Origin of the sequence: Desulfoglaeba alkanexedens ALDC, assembly GCF_005377625.1 — a bacterium.
GTDB classification, from domain to species: Bacteria; Desulfobacterota; Syntrophobacteria; order Syntrophobacterales; family DSM-9756; genus Desulfoglaeba; species Desulfoglaeba alkanexedens.
Map to the genome: position 1 here is coordinate 2,964,225 of NZ_CP040098.1, position 18,833 is coordinate 2,983,057.

Below are 18,833 nucleotides of genomic sequence, written 5' to 3' on the forward strand. Positions count from 1 at the left end.
ACTAGCCGCCGTTTTCTCCCCACAACAACTGCTTCCTTTTGTGAGACGGAAGGATACCAAGCATTTCCCGGTACTTGGCCACTGTCCGCCGGGCGATCCGGATATTGTCCCTCTTCAACAGGTCGACGATTTCCTGGTCGCTGTAAGGCTTTCCCGGATCCTCTTCGCGCACGATCCGGCGTATCTGCTCCTTCACGCTTTCGGACGCCACCGCGTCTCCCACGACGCTGTTTATGGAACTGTTGAAGAAATATTTCAACTCAAAAATCCCCTGAGGGGTATGCATATACTTATTGGTTGTCACTCGACTGATGGTCGACTCGTGCATCCCCACATCTTCGGCCACGTCCCGAAGGACCATGGGTTTGAGGTGAGAGACGCCCCTTTCTAGGAAATCGCGTTGGAAATTGACGATGCTTTGGGCGACCTTGTAAAGTGTTCTCTGGCGCTGGTGGATACTCTTGATCAGCCAGGCGGCGGAACGCAGCTTGGACTGGATGTACTCCTTCGTGTCTCCTGAAACGTCGGAATTCCGGCCCAAGGCTTCCTTGTAGTAGGGGTTCACCTTGAGCTTGGGCATGCCGTCTTCGTTCAGAAGGACCACGAATTCGTCGTCCACTCTGATCACGAAAACGTCCGGGCTGATGTACTGGACGTCGTCTTCCGTGTAGGCGCTCCCGGGTCTGGGGTCCATCCCGAGAATGATGTCCACGGCTTCCTTGACTTCTTCCTGCGATTTCTTGAGCGCCCGGACCAGTCCCTGGTAATTGCGGTTTTCGAGGAAATGGAGGTGGTTTTCGATGATGTCGATCACAAGGCCGTTGGGAAGGGGCAGGTTATGAGCCTGGATGAGCAGGCATTCGCGCAAATCGCGGGCCGCCACCCCGGGGGGGTCGAAGGTCTGGACCTTGCGCAGAACCTTTTCCACCTGCTCCGGGGTCACCGCCGTCATTTCGGCGATTTCTTCGATGGTGGCCACCAGGTAGCCGTCCCGATTGAGGTTGCCGATGACGGCGGCTCCAATTTCCTTTTCGTCGTCGTCCAGGCCGGAAAGGCGCAGCTGCCAGATCAGGTGGTCTTCCAGGGAAGGTTTGTGGGTGAGGCGCTGTTCGTAGGAAGGGTAGTCCTGACCCGGGTCCCGTTCAACCAGAACCGGTGTGCTGGTATTGTATTCCTCCAGGTAGGCTTCCCAGTCGAAATCTTCACGGACCTTCTCGGTGATTTCCACTTCGGCGTACGTTTCCTGAGCCGGTTCGGCCTCGATTTCCCCCTCTTCCCGTTCCGCGGTCTCCTCCTGGCCATCTTCCAGGACCGGGTTGGTTTCCAGTTCTTCGCGAATGGTTTCCACCAATTCGAGGCGTGACAGTTGGAGCAGCTTGATGGCCTGTTGCAACTGAGGCGTGATGATCAGTTGCTGGGAAAGCTTCATTTGCTGTTTGAGTTCCAGTGCCATGATGCTTCTCGCCTTACAGGGAGAATCCCTGCCCCAAGTAGGTCTCGCGGGCCCGTTCGCTTCGAGCGATCATCTCGGGAACTCCCTCCTCCAGGATGCGGCCTTCGTGCATGATGTAGGCCCGGTCGCATACCTTGAGGGTTTCCCGGACGTTGTGGTCCGAAATGAGAACCCCGATACCCCGGTCCTTCAGGGAACGGATGAGCCCCTGAATCTCGGCCACGGCGATGGGATCGATTCCCGCAAACGGTTCGTCGAGCAGAATGAAGCTGGGTTCCGTAACCAGTGCCCGGCTGATTTCGAGCCGTCGCCGTTCGCCCCCCGACAGCCGTTCCGCCTTGTTTCGGGCCAGGTGCGAGATATTGAGATCCGCCAGGAGCGCCTTGAGTCTTTCTCTGCGCTCCGCGCGTCCCAGATCCAGGGTTTCGAGGATCGCCATGACGTTTTCTTCCACGGTGAGCTTCCGGAAAACGGAAGGCTCCTGGGGCAGGTAGGCGATGCCCTTTCGAGCCCTAAGATACATGGGGTCGTTTCCGATGTTCTCGCCGTCCAGGTGAACGGTTCCCGCATCCGGGCGGATGATTCCGACCACCATGTAAAAGGTCGTGGATTTTCCGGCACCGTTCGGTCCCAGGAGCCCCACGATTTCTCCCTGTTCCAGATCCAGGTTCACGTGGTCCACCACGCAGCGTCCGCCGTAGTTCTTCACGAGTTCCCGAATCCGGAGCGACCTCGAAGCGCAACCCATCCGCTCAATCCTCCGACCTTTTGGGGTGGAGCACCGCCTGCACCGGCTGGTCGGAAGTTCCCTCCACCACGCTTCGTTCCTCTTCCAGGTAGAGCGTGATGAGGCGCCCTTGGACAGTGTTCTTACCCTGCATCAGCCGCGGGTTTCCCGACAACATGATTTTCTGTTCCTTCTGGAAGAACACCGCTTTCTCCGCTCGGGCGACCTTGTCCTCGCGGGTGATCGTCACCTCGCCTTCCACCTCGATGCGCTCCACCTCTTCCATCATCTGGTTTTCAGCAAGGTCGGCGCCTTCCTTTGCGTACACCGTGAGCCGCTTTCCCGTGATCACCAAGTCGTCCTGTTTGACCACCACGTGGCCTTCGAATCGGATGGTATTGGAACGCTGGTCCACCACCATGCGATCGCTCGCCACATGGAGCGGCGACCCGCCGGCCAGGGCCTTGACTTCCGGCCCTTTGGGTGTTTCAGCGGCGGCCGCTGGATTCACCGAGCCGGTCTGAACGACGGCGGTCCAAAGAAGCCCGGCTGCGATCGCCGCAGCCCAGGTGAAAATCCTAGAATGTCGTTTCATCGCGTCCCCAACCACCGTCCTGCCTTGGTTCTGTTCTACGGCCGCCGAAAGCTCACGCCGGTGAAAACCGCCTGGACCGACCCTTCCATCACCGCCTGTTCCGCTGCAAGGAAGTAGGTCCAGCGGTTCCCCTCCAGCTCCATGTCCGGACCGGTTATCCGGGTGAAGGCCTCCGAATGGATGACGCCGTCTCCGTGGCGGTAGTGGGCGCTTTCCGTGACCAACTCGTAGCTCCGGTCACCCCGGGCCAGCCGGGCCCTCACGTCGCCCCAAAGGTCGATATCCTTGGTGCCGGCGTGAAGGCGCCCTTCCCGGCTTTCCAGAACGATGGGTTCACCCTCCTTCGTATATAGGATCAGGTGGACGTTGGAAAGGAGCGTCTTCTGGCTCTCGCTGTCGTAACGAGCCTCCGACGCCTTCAGTTTCCAGAGTCTGCGCCCTTCGCGCACCTCCGTGTATTCCATGTCCGTGAGTTTCATCTCCGAATCCGAAACATCGTCCTGCACGATCGCCGCGCGGTTGCTGCGCCGGCTTTCTCCTTTCCAGAAACCGAAAACCAGTGCGCCCACAAGCACCAGCGCCGCTACCGCGGTGAGACCGTGAAACAACCTGCCGCGAATTCCCATATTCCGTCAAGACCCGGTCATCTTCAGAAATTGCAAACGGTTAGACTCTAACACGCGCCTCGGCGGAGTGTAAAGCCATATGACACCTAAGACTCCATCCCGGGACCCGGTCGAGAAGAACCGGCGCACGGCGGGTGTTTCCGTCCGGCGGCGGAGGGAAACGTCAGACCTCGGAAGGGAAATCATCGTGAAAGTATCGACGGGTCACCGATTCCCAGAGTCCCTGCGAGTGGAGGAGCAGTTCGCAGACTTCCCGGCAGGCTCCTCGGCCTCCGGCGGCCCGGGTGATGTAATGGGCGTAGGGACGCACGTGGGGGCTGGCGTTGGGGACCGTAACGGCGAAGCCGACCCGCCGCATCACGGGAATGTCGATCAGGTCGTCGCCCATGTAACCCACTTGGGCGTCCCGGAGGCCGAGTTCTTCCTTGATCTCCGCGTAGGCGCCCGCCTTGTGCTGGATGTTCTGAAACACGCGACGGATTCCCAGTCCTTCCGCACGCCGGGCCACGGCTCCGCAGTAGCGGCCCGACATGAAGGCGACTTCCAGACCCGCACGCAGCAGCAGTTTGATGCCGTGGCCGTCTTGGACGTCGTAGGCTTTCAGTTCCGAACCGTCGTCGTGGTAGATGATCCGACCGTCGGTCAAGACCCCGTCCACGTCGAAAATCATGAGCCGCACGGCGATGGCTTTCCGGCGGACGGTTTCGTCCGGGACGGCGGATGTCCGAGGTTCAGCAGCCGGCATGAGGCATCCTCCCGGATTTCAGGGGTCGGCGAAGGCGGCGGATTCGCCTCTTACGCAACGGCGCCGGGCGGTCCGGTAGAGTTCCACGAGCACGGCGAGCAGTTCTCCGGCGTCCGGGAGCGACAGTGAGTTGGGGCCGTCGCAGAGGGCGCGGTCGGGGTCTTCGTGGACTTCGAAGAAGACGCCGTCGGCGCCGGCCGCCACGGCCGCACAGGCGAGCGGCCGCACGAAGTCGCGCTGACCTCCCGAAGACCGCCCCAGCCCCCCCGGAAGCTGTACGCTGTGGGTGGCGTCGAAGACCACCGGGTATCCCAGGGCCGCCATCACGGGGATGGATCGCATGTCCACCACCAGGTTGTTGTACCCGAAGGCAGTCCCCCGCTCGGTCAGAAGGATTTTACGGTTGCCGGTGCTTTCGACCTTCTTCACCACGTTCGCCATGTCCCAGGGAGCCAGAAACTGGGCTTTCTTAAGGTTCACTGGTTTTCCCGTTTCGCCGGCCGCCAGGACAAGGTCTGTCTGCCGGACAAGAAAGGCCGGGATCTGGATGATGTCCACCACCCGGGCCGCTTCTTTCGCTTCCCTCCGGGAATGAACGTCCGTAAGGACCGGTACGCCGACTTCCCGCCGCACACGCTCCAACATCGCCAGGCCGCGCTCCAGCCCGGGGCCGCGAAAGGAATCGATGGCGGTTCGATTCGCCTTGTCGTAGGAACTCTTGAAGATGTAGGGAACCCCCAGCTCATCGCAAGTCCTTTTGAGAAAGGTCGCCACTTTGAGGGCCAGGGCTTCGCTTTCCAGCACGCAGGGCCCTCCGATCAGGAAAAGGCGGTCCTTCCCCACGGGATTTCCAAGAACTTCAAACGTCGACAACCGGCGGCTCCTCCATGGCCACGATCCAGCCTTCTCAGCATACCTTGGGCGGCGCCGGCGGGGGTCCCCCCAGCGCCCGTTCCAGGGACTGGCTCACAAACGCCTTGAAAAGCGGGTGCGGATCCATGGGCCTGGATTTGAATTCGGGGTGAAACTGGCAGCCCAGAAACCAAGGATGATCGGCCAGTTCGATGATTTCCACAAGGTTCTTGTCCGGGGACAGCCCCGTGAACCGCATGCCGTGCCGGCTCAGGACTTCCCGGTATTCGTTGTTGAACTCGTAACGGTGCCGGTGGCGTTCCGAAATCTCGTGCCGTCTGTAAGCCTGGAAGGCCAGGCTGCCTTCTTCCAGGATGCACGGATAGGCCCCCAGGCGCATGGTGCCGCCCAGATCCGAACCCTCGTCACGCCTCACCACCTGGTTGTTCTTGTAGTCGAACCATTCCCGCATCAGGTAGATGACCGGGTGAGGAGTGTGTTTGTCGATTTCCATGCTGTGGGCGGCTTCAAGGCCCGCCACGTGCCGGGCGAATTCCACAACCGCCATCTGCATGCCCAGGCAGATGCCGAAAAGGGGCATTCGATTTTCCCGGGCGAAACGGATGGCCTTGATCTTTCCTTCGATGCCGCGGGAACCGAAACCGCCGGGCACCAGGATGCCGTGGGCGTCCTTGAGCAGTGCTTCGCCTCCCAGTTTCTCCACTTCTTCGGAGTCCACGAAGGAGAGGTGAACCCGGGTGCTGTTGGCCGCTCCCGCGTGAGCCAGAGCCTCGTTGAGGCTCTTGTACGATTCCCTGAGGTCGATGTACTTGCCCACAATGGCGATGGTCACGTCGTAGGCGGGGTTTTTGATGCGCCGGACCAGCTCTTCCCAGTCCTGGAGGTGAGGGGCGCGGGTCCAGATGTTGAGAAGGCGCAGGATCTTTTCGTCCAGGCCTTCTTCATGGAAGAGAAGGGGTACTTCGTAGATGGAGTCCACATCCTTGGCGGTGATCACGGCATCGGGTTCCACGTTGCAGAAATGAGCGATCTTGGCTTTGATCTCCCTGGAAAGGGCCATTTCGGTGCGGCACAGTAAAATGTCCGGCTGAATGCCGATACCGCGCAGTTCCTTGACGCTGTGCTGGGTGGGTTTCGTCTTCAGTTCGCCGGCGACCTTGACGTAGGGTACCAGGGTCACGTGGACGTAGAGGACGTTTTCGCGCCCCACGTCATTTCGGAACTGGCGGATGGCTTCCAGAAAGGGCAGGCTTTCGATGTCGCCGACGGTCCCGCCGATTTCCACGATCACCAGGTCCACGCCGTTGACCACCCCGCGGATGCATGCCTTGATTTCGTCGGTGACGTGAGGGATGACCTGCACGGTGCCGCCCAGGTAGTCGCCTCGCCGCTCCTTGGTGATGACCGAATAGTAGATGCTTCCTGAGGTGTAATTGTTTTTCTTGGTCATCTTGGCGTGAGTGAAGCGTTCATAATGGCCCAGGTCCAAGTCCGTTTCCGTACCGTCGTCGGTCACGTAGACTTCCCCGTGCTGAAAGGGGTTCATGGTGCCGGGGTCCACGTTGATGTAGGGGTCGAGCTTCTGGATGGTGACGCGCAGCCCCCGGCTTTCCATGAGTGCGCCGATGGAAGCGGCGGCCAGGCCTTTCCCGAGCGATGAGAGTACGCCTCCGGTGATGAAGATGAATTTGGACGGTCGCAAGGGCTTTCTACCTCTTTTGTTGTGGTCTCCGGCGCGGGGACCTGCTTTCCTCTACTTTGCTGCATTTTCGGCTGCCGCCGGACGTTCCGACCGGCTTCAGTATAGCCTCCGATCCTTCAAAGTCAATTGGAAGCCCGCCGCCCCCCGCATGTACGATTTTCCTGTTGCGCTTCCGCCTGATTTTGCATTAAAGGATAACTTGTTAACGTAACTTGACTGTCAGGTTGTCCCTCCATGCTGCTGACACGCAAAATCCTATAAACCCGTTGTCGCAAGGTAGGCCGGATGATTGTACGCCAATGGATGACCACCGATGTGGTGAGTACAACGGAGAAGGCCTCCATCCAGGAAGCGCTGGCCCTCATGAAGCGGCATTCGATCCGCCATCTGCCCGTGGTGGACGAAACCCAGGGGCTGGTGGGATGGGTGACGGATGCGGACCTGCGAGGGGCCCTGATCGCGTCCATGCTCGAAGACTTGACGGTGGCGGACGTGATGGTCCGCCAGCCTTACTTGGTCCGCCCGCACGATTCTTTGGAGAAAGCGGCTCTGCTCATCCTGAACCGGCGCATCGGCGGCCTGCCTGTGGTGGACGGCGCCCGGCTGGTGGGCGTGATCACGGTGGTGGATATTCTCTCGGCGTTCATTTCGCTTCTCGGCATCATGGAACAATCCAGCCGGTTGGATGTCAAGATGGGAGCTGCGAAAACGACGCTCGAAGAAGTGACGCGCGTGCTGCACGGCTCCGGCGCGGAAATCATCAGTGTCTGTTACCTCGGGCCGTTCGAAGACCAGCACCCGGTCTATTGCTTTCGCTTGAAGAAGTGTGATCTGGCTCCCATCGTCGCGAAGCTGAAAGATCACGGGGTGGAGGTGGTTTCGAGCGAATCCTGACCGGATGACGTCCGATCGGCTTTCCTTTATGTGGATTGCGGATTGCAAAAGCGTTTGCCTCAATTTCCTTGTTCCCAAGCTCCAGCTTGGGAACACAGCTGTGCAGAAGCTCCAGCTTCGATTCCCATGGGGCCGTTCCCAAGCCAGCACTTGGGAACGAGGGGAAAGGTCAAAAAATCCCCCTCTCCCCCCTCCCCTTAATCCCCTCCCACAAGGGGAGGGGAATAGAAAGCGGCGCCCCCGCCGCGATGAACAAACGCAGCGAGTAATGAAGAGTAAGGATGGCAAGGATACCCGAATCTTATCTGCCCCCGAAGGAAATGTGGCCCGAATACATCGTTCCCGAAGAGTTTTCCGACATTCCCATGAAGCTCAACCTGGCCGATTACTTCGTTGATCGGCACGTGCGCGAAGGCCGGGGGGACAGCGTTGCAGTCAAATTCATGGACGAGACCTTCACGTACACCGATCTTCAGCGGATGGTCAACAAGTTCGGCAATGCGCTGAAGGCGGCCGGGGTGGAGTCCCAGGACCGTGTGGGTATCCGGCTGGTCAATTCCCCTCAGGCCATGGTCAGTATCTTCGCCATTGAAAAGGTGGGAGGGATCCCCGTACCTATGTCCCCCCTGTGGTCCAAGGAAGAGGTGGCTTTTGTGGCCAACAATGCGGAGATGAAGTTCTTCGTGGTCAACGAGCCGCTTCTGGGACCCGTCGAAGAAGCCAAGGACGATTTTGAGTACGGAACCAAGGTCATCGTCATCGGGGGAAAGCCGGATGAGGTGAAGGCGGCAGGCAACTTCAGCTTCGAGGAGATGATGGAACAGGGGGCGCCGGAGCTGGAAGCGGGGATGCTGGACGCCGACGACATCGGGGTCATCCTGTATACGTCCGGGACCACCGGGATGCTCAAGGGTTGCGTGCACTTCGTCAGGCCGGTGATCATCGAGGCCTGCCTGGTGAATAAGTATGTCTATGACCTGAAGCCTGGAGATATCCTAGGAGGATCGGCTCCGGTTTCCTTCGCGGCCGGCTTCGGGACGTTCACCCTCATACCTTTCGCGGGAGGCGCCGGTATTTCTCTCCTTCCCAAGTTCGCGCCGGCGGACATGCTGGATCTCATCCAGAGACACAAGATCACGGTGGTCACCGGTCTGCCCACGGCCTACTGGGTTCTCATGAAGTTCCCGGAGTTCAAGAAGTACGATCTCAGCTCGGTGCGGCTTTACACGACGGCAGGCGACGCGCTGGGGGCTGAGACGCTGGAAGGGTGGAAACAGCTGACGGGGCAGCCCATCTGGGAAGGCTTCGGCGGGACCGAAGTGCTTCACCTGGTCACATCCAACACCATGAACCCCGAGCCGGTTCCCAACTCCATCGGGAAGCCTCTGCCCGGCATCAAGGTGCGGGTCATCGATGCGGGTTGGAACGACGTGAAGCCCAACGAAGTGGGTAGCATGGTTATTAAGGCGCCTTCCGGCACGCTATATTGGAAACCCTACGTGGACAACGAGCGGCTCTTGAGGTCTCAGCAAGAGAACGTGACCACAGGGTGGAACAAGATGGGCGACGCGGTCTATATGAGGGAAGACGGGAACATCTTCTTCGTGTCACGTGAAGACGATGTGATTAAGGTTTTAGGCTATCGCATCGGCCCTGCGGAAGTGGAAGAAGCGATCATGAAGCACCCGGCGGTGGCGGACGCCGGGGTCGTTGGGGTTCCGGATCCGGAGAAGGGTCAGATCGTCAAGGCGTACATTGTCATGAAGCCCGGGTATAAGGGTAACGATGCGTTCTTCGAGGAACTGAAGGAATTCTTGAAGCAGCACATCGCTGTGTACAAGCTGCCGCGCGCAGTGGAGTATGTGGAAGCTCTTCCGCGGACGCCCACCGGGAAGTTGCTGCGCCGGCTGCTCCGGAAATAGACGACGAGCAGGCTCAGGCCTGTTCATCCCGCAACGTTCTTCCCCCGCATCCCTGCGGGGCGCTCTTGTTTCCAGGAGGTGGCTATGAGCTGGAAGGTCACGGTGCTTTGCGAAAATACGGTTACCATGCCGGGGCTCCTTGGCGAACATGGGTTTTCCGCCTACGTGGAAACCCCGGAAACAACGCTGCTGTTCGATACCGGTCAGGGTTTCGGCTTGGTTCCCAACACGCTTTGCCTCAAGAAGGACCTGCAGAAGGTGTCGGCTCTGGTCCTGAGCCACGGCCACTACGACCATACCGGGGGCCTGCTGGCCTTCTTGGGGGTTCGAGGGCCGTGCGAAGTGGTGGCCCATCCCCAGGTGCTGGAAGAGCGGTTCCGCTGGATGCCGGTCGGCCCTGAAGAAAAGCCGATTTCCATCGGCCTGCCCTGGCGCGAAGCGTATGTGGTGAGTCGCGGGGCGCGTTTTCGTTGGGTGGAGTCGTTCGAAGAACTGGCTCCAGGGGTATGGGTGACGGGAGTGGTCCCCCGCAGAACGGATTTCGAAACCGGGGATCCCAAGTTCGCGGTGCTTCGGGACGGTGCGTGGGTTCCCGACCCGTTCCTGGACGACTACTCCATCGCCCTGAACACCCCCGAGGGCCTGGTGGTGGTACTGGGCTGCGCCCACGCGGGAATCATCAACATCCTGGAGCACATCACGGAAAAAACGGGGATCGACCGCATTCACGCCGTTCTCGGAGGGACTCACCTGGGGTTTTCGGCCAGGGAGCAGCTGGAGAGGACCATCGAGGCCTTGAAGCGATTCAAGGTGAAGACGCTGGCGGTATGCCATTGCACGGGCCAGCTGCCTGCAGCCAGGTTGGCCGTGGAATTCGGTGCCGGCTTCGCCTTTGCTCCCGTCGGGTTCGTACTGGAAGTCGGGTAGCCCGGACCCCTCAGGGGCGGCGCGGGAAGCGTCGAGGCGGCAAGGCCTTGTGAGTTCCCGGCAAAGGGTTTGGTAGCGTTCTAAAGTGGAGACCTTAAGCAAAAAGGTTAACGAAGGTCAAAAAATCCTCCTCTCCCCCCTCCCCTTGATCCCCATAAGCGCTAAGTTGTTTTTGCCCGGTATCGACTGGAAAAATGAACATTGAACATCGAACATTGAACATCGAACATCGAACATCGAACATTGAACATCGAACATCGAACATCGAACATCGAACATTGAACATCGAACATTGAACATCGAACATCGAACATTGAACATCGAACATCCCCTCGTTCCCCTCGTTCCCAAGCTCTGGCTTGGGAACGGCCTCACCGAAGCTGGAGCTTCTGCACAGTTTTGTTCCCAAGCTGGAGCTTGGGAACAAGAAGCAAAAATCTGCACCCATGTTCGATGTTCGACGTTCATCTTTAAAAACAACCCAATGGCATAAATGTAACCCGTGAATGTTTACAAAATAACTTAGCGCTTATGCTCTTATCCCCAAATAGAATTTGGCATCAAATATCAGGTCTATTATTCTACGCTACCGATGGTTTAGGTTCCGCGTCAGCCGAAGGCCACAGGAGCGTCGGTTCTTTCCGGTGAGGCATCTGCAATGAAGAGCGTCGGGTTCCGCGCTTGACTTGAAGAAAGATCTCCGCTAAGTTGCATGAGCGTCGGACGCTGCTCGAAGGGAGGAACGCAGAAGCGTTCCGCCGGCCTCCATGGGCCGGGAGCCAGAAGGATTAGAGGGAATCGGCGGGTGCATGGGCGGGGAGCGGGAGCGTTCCCGGCAGCTCTTTCAATCGGGTCACGAAGGCCGGCACTTGGGTGTCGGCCTTTTTTTGTGCTGCGGTGGCTTCGGTGTCTCGATGAGGCTATACGAGGAGGTTTGCTATGCGATTCTGGCTTCGATGGGTGGTACCTTCCGCGTTGATCGCGGTGTTGGCCTTTCCTTGGAATGCCCTCGCACATTTCGGGGTGATCCTGCCTTCCGACGATATCGTCACCCAGGAAGACACGAAGAACCTGATGGTGGAGGTGAAATTCGTCCATCCCATGGAAGGAGCTTACATGGCGATGGCGAAGCCCAAAAGGTTCGGCGTGGTTCGTTCGGGGGAGCATAAGGACCTGCTTCCGGTTCTAAAAGAGGCCGAGGGGAAAGGCCCTCATCAGGAGGGAAGCTTCACTTACTGGAAAGGCGAGGTTGCGATCGGGCGTCCCGGGGATTACGTATTCTACGTGGAACCGGCTCCCTACTGGGAACCTGCTGAAGACAAGTATATCGTGCATTACACCAAGGTGTGCGTGAACGCCCTGGGATTGGAGGAAGGCTGGGACGAACCGGTGGGCCTGGAAACGGAAATCGTTCCCCTGAGCCGGCCTTACGGCCTCTGGACGGGAAACATCTTCACCGGCCGGGTGCTGCTGGAGGGGCGGCCTGTACCACACGCGGAGATCGAAGTGGAATACCTGAACGAATCGCCCGGCAATCCGAATTTCGTTCAGCCTCCGTCGGACCCCTTTGTGACCCAGGTGATCCGGGCCGACGAAGACGGGATCTTCAATTACGCGATGCCGAGGGCCGGCTGGTGGGGTTTCGCGGCCTTGAGCGATGCGTCTTGGAAGCTTGAACGCCAAGGCGTTAAAAAGGATGTGGAAATCGGTGCCGTCTTCTGGGTGCGCACCACGGACATGCGTTGAGACCGGCCGCTCCTAGAATTGGGCACCTGTAGGGGCGGGGCATTCCCCACGTTCCCAAGCTCTGGCCTGGGAACGGTCCCATGGGAATCGAAGCTGGAGCTTCTGCACAGCTGTGTTCCCAAGCTGGAGCTTGGGAACAAGAAAAAAGGTCGAGGAAACCGTTTTGCCGGCGGTGGTTCAGTGGGTGGCGGTGTTGACTGGAGGAGGAGATGGACCTGAAGCGAATGGGGATCATCCTGGCGGTCATGGCTGCCGTGACGGGGTTTTCGGTTCCCGCCTGGAGTCACAAGGTGAACGTTTTCGCCTATGTGGAACGCGGCACGGTACACGTGGAAGGCTATTTCCCTGACGGCAAGCCCGCGGGAAACGCCGCGATCCAGGTCCTCGATAGCGGAGGGCGCAGACTGCTGGAAGGCAGAACGGACGCGGAAGGGCTCTTTTCCTTCCCCCTTCCGAAAAAGGACGACCTGACCATCGTGATCGACGCATCTATGGGCCACAGGAACCAGTTTCTGCTGAAGAAGCAAGACTTGGGGGACTAGTTGAAGTCGGTGCCGGTGTTTGGGAAGGCGGTCCTGGCTGCCGCGTGCCTTGCGGCGATAGGGATCTTTTCACCGTCCGGTTTTTCTGAAGCGGGCTCGGTGGTTCGGGCGGCGGAAGCGTCGTCTGAGGCCGAACGAGCGGGGTTACGGCCGGAGCGTCGTTCGGGATGCGAAGAAGATCTGGCTCTGATCAAGGAAGAACTGGATCGGCTGTCCCAGGAGATGCACCACTTGCGACGCGATGTGGCACGCCTTCGTGAGGAAGTTTCTCAGCCCGGGTTGGAGGAAGCGATGGCCGGCGTCGGCTTCATTTTCGGACTCTTCGGAGTGGCCTTTTTCCTCCGCGCAAGGGGCTCGGGCCGAACCGGGCCGGGGACATGAGGAAGTGACATGCACCTTTCGGACGGAGTGCTGCCGACGGCGGTGACGCTCGGCGGCTTTGCGGCGGCGGCAGCTGCAGCGGCCTGGAGTCTTCGAAGAACACGGGCGGAGGATCTCCCCAAGGTGGCGGTGGTGACCTCGTCGTTCTTTGTGGCCTCGCTGATCCATGTTCCTCTGGGCCCCACCAGCGTCCACTTGCTTCTTCCCGGCGTGGTGGGGATCCTGCTCGGGCCCGCAGCCTTTCTCGCCATCTTTCTCGGCCTGATTCTCCAGAGCTTTCTTTTCGGGTTCGGTGGAATCACGGCGCTGGGAGCCAATGCTGTCATAATGGGGGTCCCGGCATGGGTTGCGGGGGCCCTGTTTCGGACCTTCCGGGGGGAAGGGGCGGCCCGACAAGCGGTCCTCGGGGCCGTCGCCGGTGCCCTGGCGGTGGCACTGGCCGCGTTGATCCTCGCCCTTTTCCTGTTCACTGGGGGTGAAGATTTCCTGGGGATCGCCAAGATCGCTTTGGCAGCCCATATTCCAGTCATGGCGGTGGAGGCTCTGATCACCGGGGTTTCGATTTCCTTTCTGGCCAAGGTCAAACCGGAACTGCTGGACAGGCCGTTCACTTCCGGTTCCCGTTGAAGCCGAGGCGGGAGATCGAATGTGACCTCCGGTCGAGGGTGCGAGCATGACAGACGTTTCCGAGGTCTTGAGGATCCCTTGGCCCGCCTTTCTTTCCGGAACCGTCGTGGCGGCGGGAGCGGCCCTCTGGGGCTGTCGCCGGGTTTTTCAGGGCGAAGCTTCGAAGGTGAAAGGAGACGATGAGTCGGAAAGGGACTGGTCCCTTCCCGCGGTGGATGCGTTCCATGACCGCCGTTCGCCCTTTCACGAGTGGGACCCCCGTTTCAAGATCGCGTCGATCCTGACGTACTGCTTCCTGGTGGTTTCGCTCAGAACCGTCCTCATGGCCCTGGCGGCCGCGGCCGTCTCTGTGGCCTGCGTGGCGGCGGCCCGCGTTCCGTTGGGGAGAGCGTTCAGGCGGGTGGCCGCGATGGGCGGTTTTCTGGTCATGCTCGTTCTCGTGATGCCCTTGACCGTACCGGTGAAGGACGGGGACATGGTAGCGGTGGTCATGCCGTTGGATTGGCTGAGCTTCAACGTCCGGGGTTTCGAGATCGCCCTGCTGATCGGGCTCAAGGCGACGGCGGTTACGCTTCTTATGGAACCCCTCCTGGGGACGGCTCCTTTTTCGGTCACCGTTTCGGCTCTCGCTCGTATCGGGTTGCCCAAGAACCTTTGCCAGATGCTGCTGCTGGCGCACCCCTACCTTTACGTTTTTCAGCATGAAGCTCGGCGGATGAGTGTGGGAATGGCCGTTCGGGGTTTTCGAAAGCGAACCAATTGGGCGACGCTTCAAGCGACCGGGAATTTCCTTGGGATGCTCTTTGTGAGAAGCTTCGAACGGACGGAGCGGGTCTACGAAGCCATGCTCTGCCGTGGTTACCGCGGGGAATTTCCAGCGACGGTTTCTTTCACGGCTCGCGGAAGTGACTGGGCCAAGGGGGCGGTGTTCGCCGCCCTGGGAGCCGGCCTCCTACTGCTGGATCGGATGGTGCCGGTCCAGTCGATGACGGCCTGGCTCCATTTCCTTTTTCCTTTCCAGGGCGGTTAGCGCGGAGGAGAGAGGCTTTTCCACCTTGTTCCCAAGCTTCACCGTCCACCTTGTTCCCAAGCTCCAGCTTGGGAACACAACTGTGCAGAAGCTCTAGCTTCGATTGAGGCCGATCCCGAGCCAGAGCTTGGAAACGAGGGCAAAAGTTAACGAAGGTCAAAAAGTTCCCCTCTCCCGCTTCCCTTAATCCCCATAAGCGCTAAGTTGTTTTTGCCCGGTATCGACTGGAAAATGAACATCGAACATTGAACATTGAACATCGAACATCGAACATCGAACATCGAACATCGAACATCGAATATCGAATATCGAACATCGAACATCGAACGGTGAATGGGAAAAAAGGAACTTAGGGGGACCAGAGATGGTTAAAATTTATTCAGCGTGTACGACGTTTCTTTATTCGATGTTGAACGTTCGATGTTCGATGTTCGACGTTCATCTTTAAAAACAACCCAATGGCATAAATGCAACCCGGTTTTTCATTCGATGTTGAACGTTCAATGTTCGATGTTCGACGTTCATCTTTAAAAACAACCCAATGGCATAGATGCAACCCGGTTTTTCATTCGATGTTGAACGTTCAACGTTCGATGTTCGACGTTCATCTTTAAAAACAACCCAATGGCATAAATGTAACCCGGTTTTTCATTCGATGTTGAACGTTCAATGTTCGATGTTCGACGTTCATCTTTAAAAACAACCCAATGGCATAAATGCAACCCGGTTTTTCATTCGATGTTGAACGTTCAACGTTCGATGTTCGACGTTCATCTTTAAAAACAACCCAATGGCATAAATGCAACCCGGTTTTTCATTCGATGTTGAACGTTCAATGTTCGATGTTCGACGTTCATCTTTAAAAACAACCCAATGGCATAAATGCAACCCGGTTTTTCATTCGATGTTGAACGTTCGATGTTCGATGTTCGACGTTCATCTTTAAAAACAACCCAATGGCATAAATGTAACCCGTGAATCTTTACAAAATAACTTAGCGCTTATGCCCTTAATCCCCTCCCACAAGGGGAGGGGAAATAGAATTTGGCATCAAATATTAGGTCTATTATTTTCTACGTTACCACCGGTTTTACGGGTCGCGGCCAAGGCCGCTCCTATCAGGAACAAGGAACCTCAGGGCCCAACTTTCGTGAGCTTGTTTTTGGACAAGCGCTTAGGCCGGAGTAGAGAGGCTTTTTCCCTTCGGTGGACTTGAAGGGGCTTTTAAAGTGCCGAAGCGGCGGCGCGACGGCGAAGTCATTTCCACGAAAGAGACGACGAGGTGCCTTTTGCACCAGCAGATCGCTTCCCTTCCCTTGTCTCTGGAACCGGGCCGCCCCCTGATCGCGGTCGAAAAGGTGTCTTATGTCTACCCGGACGGCCGCCGGGCCCTTGAGGACATCGACCTCACCGTCCAGGAAGGCGATCGAATCGCCCTGGTGGGGCAGAACGGTTCGGGAAAAACCACACTGGCCAAGGTGCTCAACGGGCTCTACACGCCCCGTCGGGGGCGTGTATGTTACGCGGGGGGTTTGCTTGAAGGCGATCACCTTCTGCGGGCCCGTACCGAAATCGGGCTTTTCTTTCAAGATCCCGACGACCACCTGTTCTGCAACACAGTCTACGAAGACGTCGCCTTTGGTCCGTTGAACCAGGGATGGGACCCGCAGGAAGTGGACCGCCGGGTGAGGGAAGCGGTGGAGCACGTGGGGCTGGAAGCCTTCCTCTACAAACCGGCCCACCATCTGAGCTACGGTCAGCGAAAGCGCGCCGCCTTCGCCGCGGTGCTCGCCATGAAGCCGCGGGTGCTGATTCTCGATGAGCCCACGGCGAACCTTGATCCGCGACAGGAAGCCGTCTTCGTTGAGCTGCTGAAAAAGTTTCATGGGACGCTGATCGTCATCAGCCACGACCTCCTCTTTCTCTACGGCCTGTGCTCGAGAGCCGTGGTCCTGGAGCACGGAAGGATTCACCACGACTACACGCTGGAGGCCCTGGTGGCCCACCCGCCCTCGCTTCGTGAACACGGGCTGGATTTTTCGTTTCGATTCAGCTGCTGCGGCATCCATGAACCCGGGAGGATCGAGCCTTCGGCGGATTCGGGGAATGCGCAGGAAAGCGGCAGCCCCGAGGGGCGGTCTTCGAGGGGTGCCGAGGTTTCTCCGCTGATCCAGCTGAAGGATTTCGCTTATCGCTACCCCGATGGGACCTGGGGCGTTCGGGGCATCGACCTTTCGGTTCACGCCGGTGAAAAGTTGGCTCTGGTGGGGGAAAACGGCGCCGGAAAGTCGACGCTCGCCGCATGCCTGCTGGGTCTGCGCCTCGGGCGTGGTACTTACCGTTTCGACGGCAAGCCGGTCGACGAAAAGCGGCGAAAGCGGCTTTGGCGGCATATCGGCATGGTGTTCCAGGATTCGTCGGATCAGCTCTTCTGTCCTTCCTGTCGGGAAGAGGTGGCCTTCGGCCCCAGGCAGATGGGGCTTGCAGCCGCCGAAGTGGACCGGCGTACCCGGGAGGCTCTGGCGCGCGTGGGACTGGAGGGGTTCGAAGATCGCGCGCCCCATCGGTTGAGCGGCGGGGAGCGGAAGCGCCTCGCTATCGCGGCGGTCCTCGGCATGCATCCGCGTGTGCTCATCCTGGATGAGCCGACCTCCGGCCTGGATCCTCGAAGTGAGGAACGTCTCCTGGAAATTCTCCGGGAGCTTCGGGTGACCCTTGTGGTCATCAGCCACGACGTGCACTTCCTGTCCCTTCTTTGCGAACGGACGGTGGTCATGCACGGGGGCCGCATCATTCGAGACGGCCCCATGGACGCCTTCCTGAACGATGAGCACCTGGATAGTCTGAATGGCCTGGCGTACACGTACAAGAGCGAATGCCGCCGCCGGATCTTGAGGCTTCAGGAATCGGCGTTTCCGGCCGCCGGCTGACCCCACTTTCCTGCAGTTTCGCCTTTCCCACAGTTGCGCCGCCGATCGCGGGAGTGCCGGGTCGACTCCCCGGCGAGCGCCCGCTCCACAAAGGCGGCCGCCGCTTCATCGGGGGCATCGGCTGCCTTGGCATCCCAGTGCAGCACGTTTTCCGGATTCCATTGTCTCCGAATCACCTGCACGTTCCGCCCCCGCGGTGCCCAGATTTCGGGCGCCGTGGGGCCGAAGACAGCGGCCGAAGGCGTTCCTACGGCCGCGGCCAGGTGTGTGATCCCCGAATCGTTTCCGACGTAGAGAGCGGCAAGATCCAGGAGCGCCACCAGGCGGGCCAGCGGGAGGGAAGAGGCGACGGCCGCTCCCAGCTCGCCCCGGGCGGTTTCGGCGAAAGGGTGAAGCGGCGCGTCGGCGGGCCCCAGCGTCAAGACGACCGGGATGCCCACGTCGTTTCGGAGCCACCGAACCAGCGACCACCAGTTGCGAAGCGGCCAGATCTTCTTCAAGCTTCCGCTGCCGGGGTGGACGACGGCGAAGGGGCCGCCGGCGATGCCTTGGTTGCGGAGAATGTCTTCCGCAAGAAGGGATTCGGCGGGATCCGCCATCACGCGAACGGGCCTGTTCGGAATGGGCCATCCCAGGGCGTGGAACTGATCCACGAGGGTTTCGGTCACCGACCGCTGAGCGGCTTCGTTCGGGAAAGAGCGAATCCAGTGGACGGGGATGCGGAGCCTCCGCGAAAGGAGATCGGCGACGCGCTTCGTGTTTTCCTGGCCGAAGAGGAAAAAGGCGTCCAGTTGGGTGACCCCCGGAGGAAGGGCGGGTGCGGCGGTGAAGTCGTCCATGTGGAAGGCGGCCCAGCGGGAGTCGTCGGGACTGAAGAAACGGCCGGCGTAGGCCTTGCCGTAAAAAAGGGCAGCGTATTCGGATTTGGTCCAGAAATCCATGTATGATGGGCCGAAGAGATGGTAAAATCCTTCGACAGCGGGAAGAGAAAGAAGAAAATCGCCCAAGGCGCCCTGGTGGAAAATCCCGATGCTTTTCATTGCAAGGTCACCGTTCCGTGACAGGGCCTTCGTCGTTCCGACACAGTCCGGCATTTACACTGATACGATTTTG

At 59.1% G+C, this 18,833-nt stretch carries 17 protein-coding genes; 9 read left to right on the forward strand and 8 right to left on the reverse strand.

From position 1 onward, the window contains the following. Window position 1 precedes the first annotated feature (1 nt). The 7 genes from rpoN to FDQ92_RS13395 form a co-directional block, all read right to left on the reverse strand. Window positions 2-1,453 (reverse strand): RNA polymerase factor sigma-54, encoded by a 1,452-nt coding sequence (gene rpoN, locus FDQ92_RS13365; RefSeq protein WP_137425352.1) that lies wholly within the window; start codon window positions 1,451-1,453, stop codon window positions 2-4. A 13-nt stretch (window positions 1,454-1,466) separates the two neighbouring features. Further along, entirely contained in the window at window positions 1,467-2,201 is a 735-nt protein-coding gene (gene lptB, locus FDQ92_RS13370) for an LPS export ABC transporter ATP-binding protein (RefSeq protein WP_137425353.1), read from the reverse strand. A 4-nt stretch (window positions 2,202-2,205) separates the two neighbouring features. Beyond that, window positions 2,206-2,775, reverse strand: a complete 570-nt coding sequence (gene lptA / locus FDQ92_RS13375; protein ID WP_137425354.1) for a lipopolysaccharide transport periplasmic protein LptA — start codon at window positions 2,773-2,775, stop codon at window positions 2,206-2,208. A gap of 35 nt (window positions 2,776-2,810) precedes the next feature. Then, complete coding sequence (gene lptC, locus FDQ92_RS13380) at window positions 2,811-3,401, reverse strand: LPS export ABC transporter periplasmic protein LptC (RefSeq protein WP_137425355.1); 591 nt, start codon at window positions 3,399-3,401, stop codon at window positions 2,811-2,813. Between the two features lie 163 nt (window positions 3,402-3,564). Continuing rightward, entirely contained in the window at window positions 3,565-4,146 is a 582-nt protein-coding gene (locus FDQ92_RS13385; protein WP_137425356.1) for a KdsC family phosphatase, read from the reverse strand. A gap of 18 nt (window positions 4,147-4,164) precedes the next feature. After that, a complete protein-coding gene (gene kdsA / locus FDQ92_RS13390; protein WP_137425357.1) occupies window positions 4,165-5,019 on the reverse strand; it encodes a 3-deoxy-8-phosphooctulonate synthase in 855 nt (284 codons plus the stop codon). A gap of 34 nt (window positions 5,020-5,053) precedes the next feature. After that, window positions 5,054-6,721 (reverse strand): CTP synthase, encoded by a 1,668-nt coding sequence (locus tag FDQ92_RS13395; RefSeq protein WP_137425358.1) that lies wholly within the window; start codon window positions 6,719-6,721, stop codon window positions 5,054-5,056. A 285-nt stretch (window positions 6,722-7,006) separates the two neighbouring features. Between FDQ92_RS13395 and FDQ92_RS13400 the strand changes: the two genes are divergently transcribed. The 9 genes from FDQ92_RS13400 to FDQ92_RS13440 all read left to right on the forward strand — a co-directional run bounded on the left by FDQ92_RS13400 (window position 7,007) and on the right by FDQ92_RS13440 (window position 17,720). Further along, window positions 7,007-7,615 carry a CBS domain-containing protein gene (locus FDQ92_RS13400; protein WP_137425359.1) on the forward strand — a complete coding sequence of 203 codons (609 nt, stop codon included), beginning with the start codon at window positions 7,007-7,009 and terminating at the stop codon, window positions 7,613-7,615. Window positions 7,616-7,896: 281 nt separating this feature from the next. Then, a complete protein-coding gene (locus FDQ92_RS13405) occupies window positions 7,897-9,537 on the forward strand; it encodes an acetate--CoA ligase (RefSeq protein ID WP_137425360.1) in 1,641 nt (546 codons plus the stop codon). A gap of 84 nt (window positions 9,538-9,621) precedes the next feature. Continuing rightward, the gene (locus FDQ92_RS13410) at window positions 9,622-10,464 is read left to right on the forward strand and encodes an MBL fold metallo-hydrolase (protein ID WP_137425361.1); all 843 of its coding nucleotides are present in this window, start codon (window positions 9,622-9,624) and stop codon (window positions 10,462-10,464) included. Window positions 10,465-11,403: 939 nt separating this feature from the next. Further along, window positions 11,404-12,210, forward strand: coding sequence for a DUF4198 domain-containing protein (locus FDQ92_RS13415; protein ID WP_137425362.1), 807 nt, complete (start codon window positions 11,404-11,406; stop codon window positions 12,208-12,210). 209 nt (window positions 12,211-12,419) lie between these two features. After that, window positions 12,420-12,752 carry a hypothetical protein gene (locus tag FDQ92_RS13420; protein WP_211341282.1) on the forward strand — a complete coding sequence of 111 codons (333 nt, stop codon included), beginning with the start codon at window positions 12,420-12,422 and terminating at the stop codon, window positions 12,750-12,752. Between the two features lie 9 nt (window positions 12,753-12,761). Then, entirely contained in the window at window positions 12,762-13,133 is a 372-nt protein-coding gene (locus FDQ92_RS13425; RefSeq protein WP_137425363.1) for a hypothetical protein, read from the forward strand. 9 nt (window positions 13,134-13,142) lie between these two features. Then, a complete protein-coding gene (cbiM, locus tag FDQ92_RS13430) occupies window positions 13,143-13,760 on the forward strand; it encodes a cobalt transporter CbiM (protein WP_137425364.1) in 618 nt (205 codons plus the stop codon). A 46-nt stretch (window positions 13,761-13,806) separates the two neighbouring features. Further along, window positions 13,807-14,790, forward strand: a complete 984-nt coding sequence (gene cbiQ, locus FDQ92_RS13435) for a cobalt ECF transporter T component CbiQ (RefSeq protein WP_137425365.1) — start codon at window positions 13,807-13,809, stop codon at window positions 14,788-14,790. Window positions 14,791-16,019: 1,229 nt separating this feature from the next. Beyond that, a complete protein-coding gene (locus FDQ92_RS13440; protein ID WP_137425366.1) occupies window positions 16,020-17,720 on the forward strand; it encodes an ABC transporter ATP-binding protein in 1,701 nt (566 codons plus the stop codon). Here FDQ92_RS13440 and FDQ92_RS13445 read toward each other — a convergent pair. Then, the gene (locus FDQ92_RS13445; RefSeq protein WP_170180371.1) at window positions 17,690-18,760 is read right to left on the reverse strand and encodes a glycosyltransferase family 9 protein; all 1,071 of its coding nucleotides are present in this window, start codon (window positions 18,758-18,760) and stop codon (window positions 17,690-17,692) included. The two genes, FDQ92_RS13440 and FDQ92_RS13445, sit on opposite strands and share 31 nt — an antisense overlap. Between the last annotated feature and the right edge of the window lie 73 nt (window positions 18,761-18,833).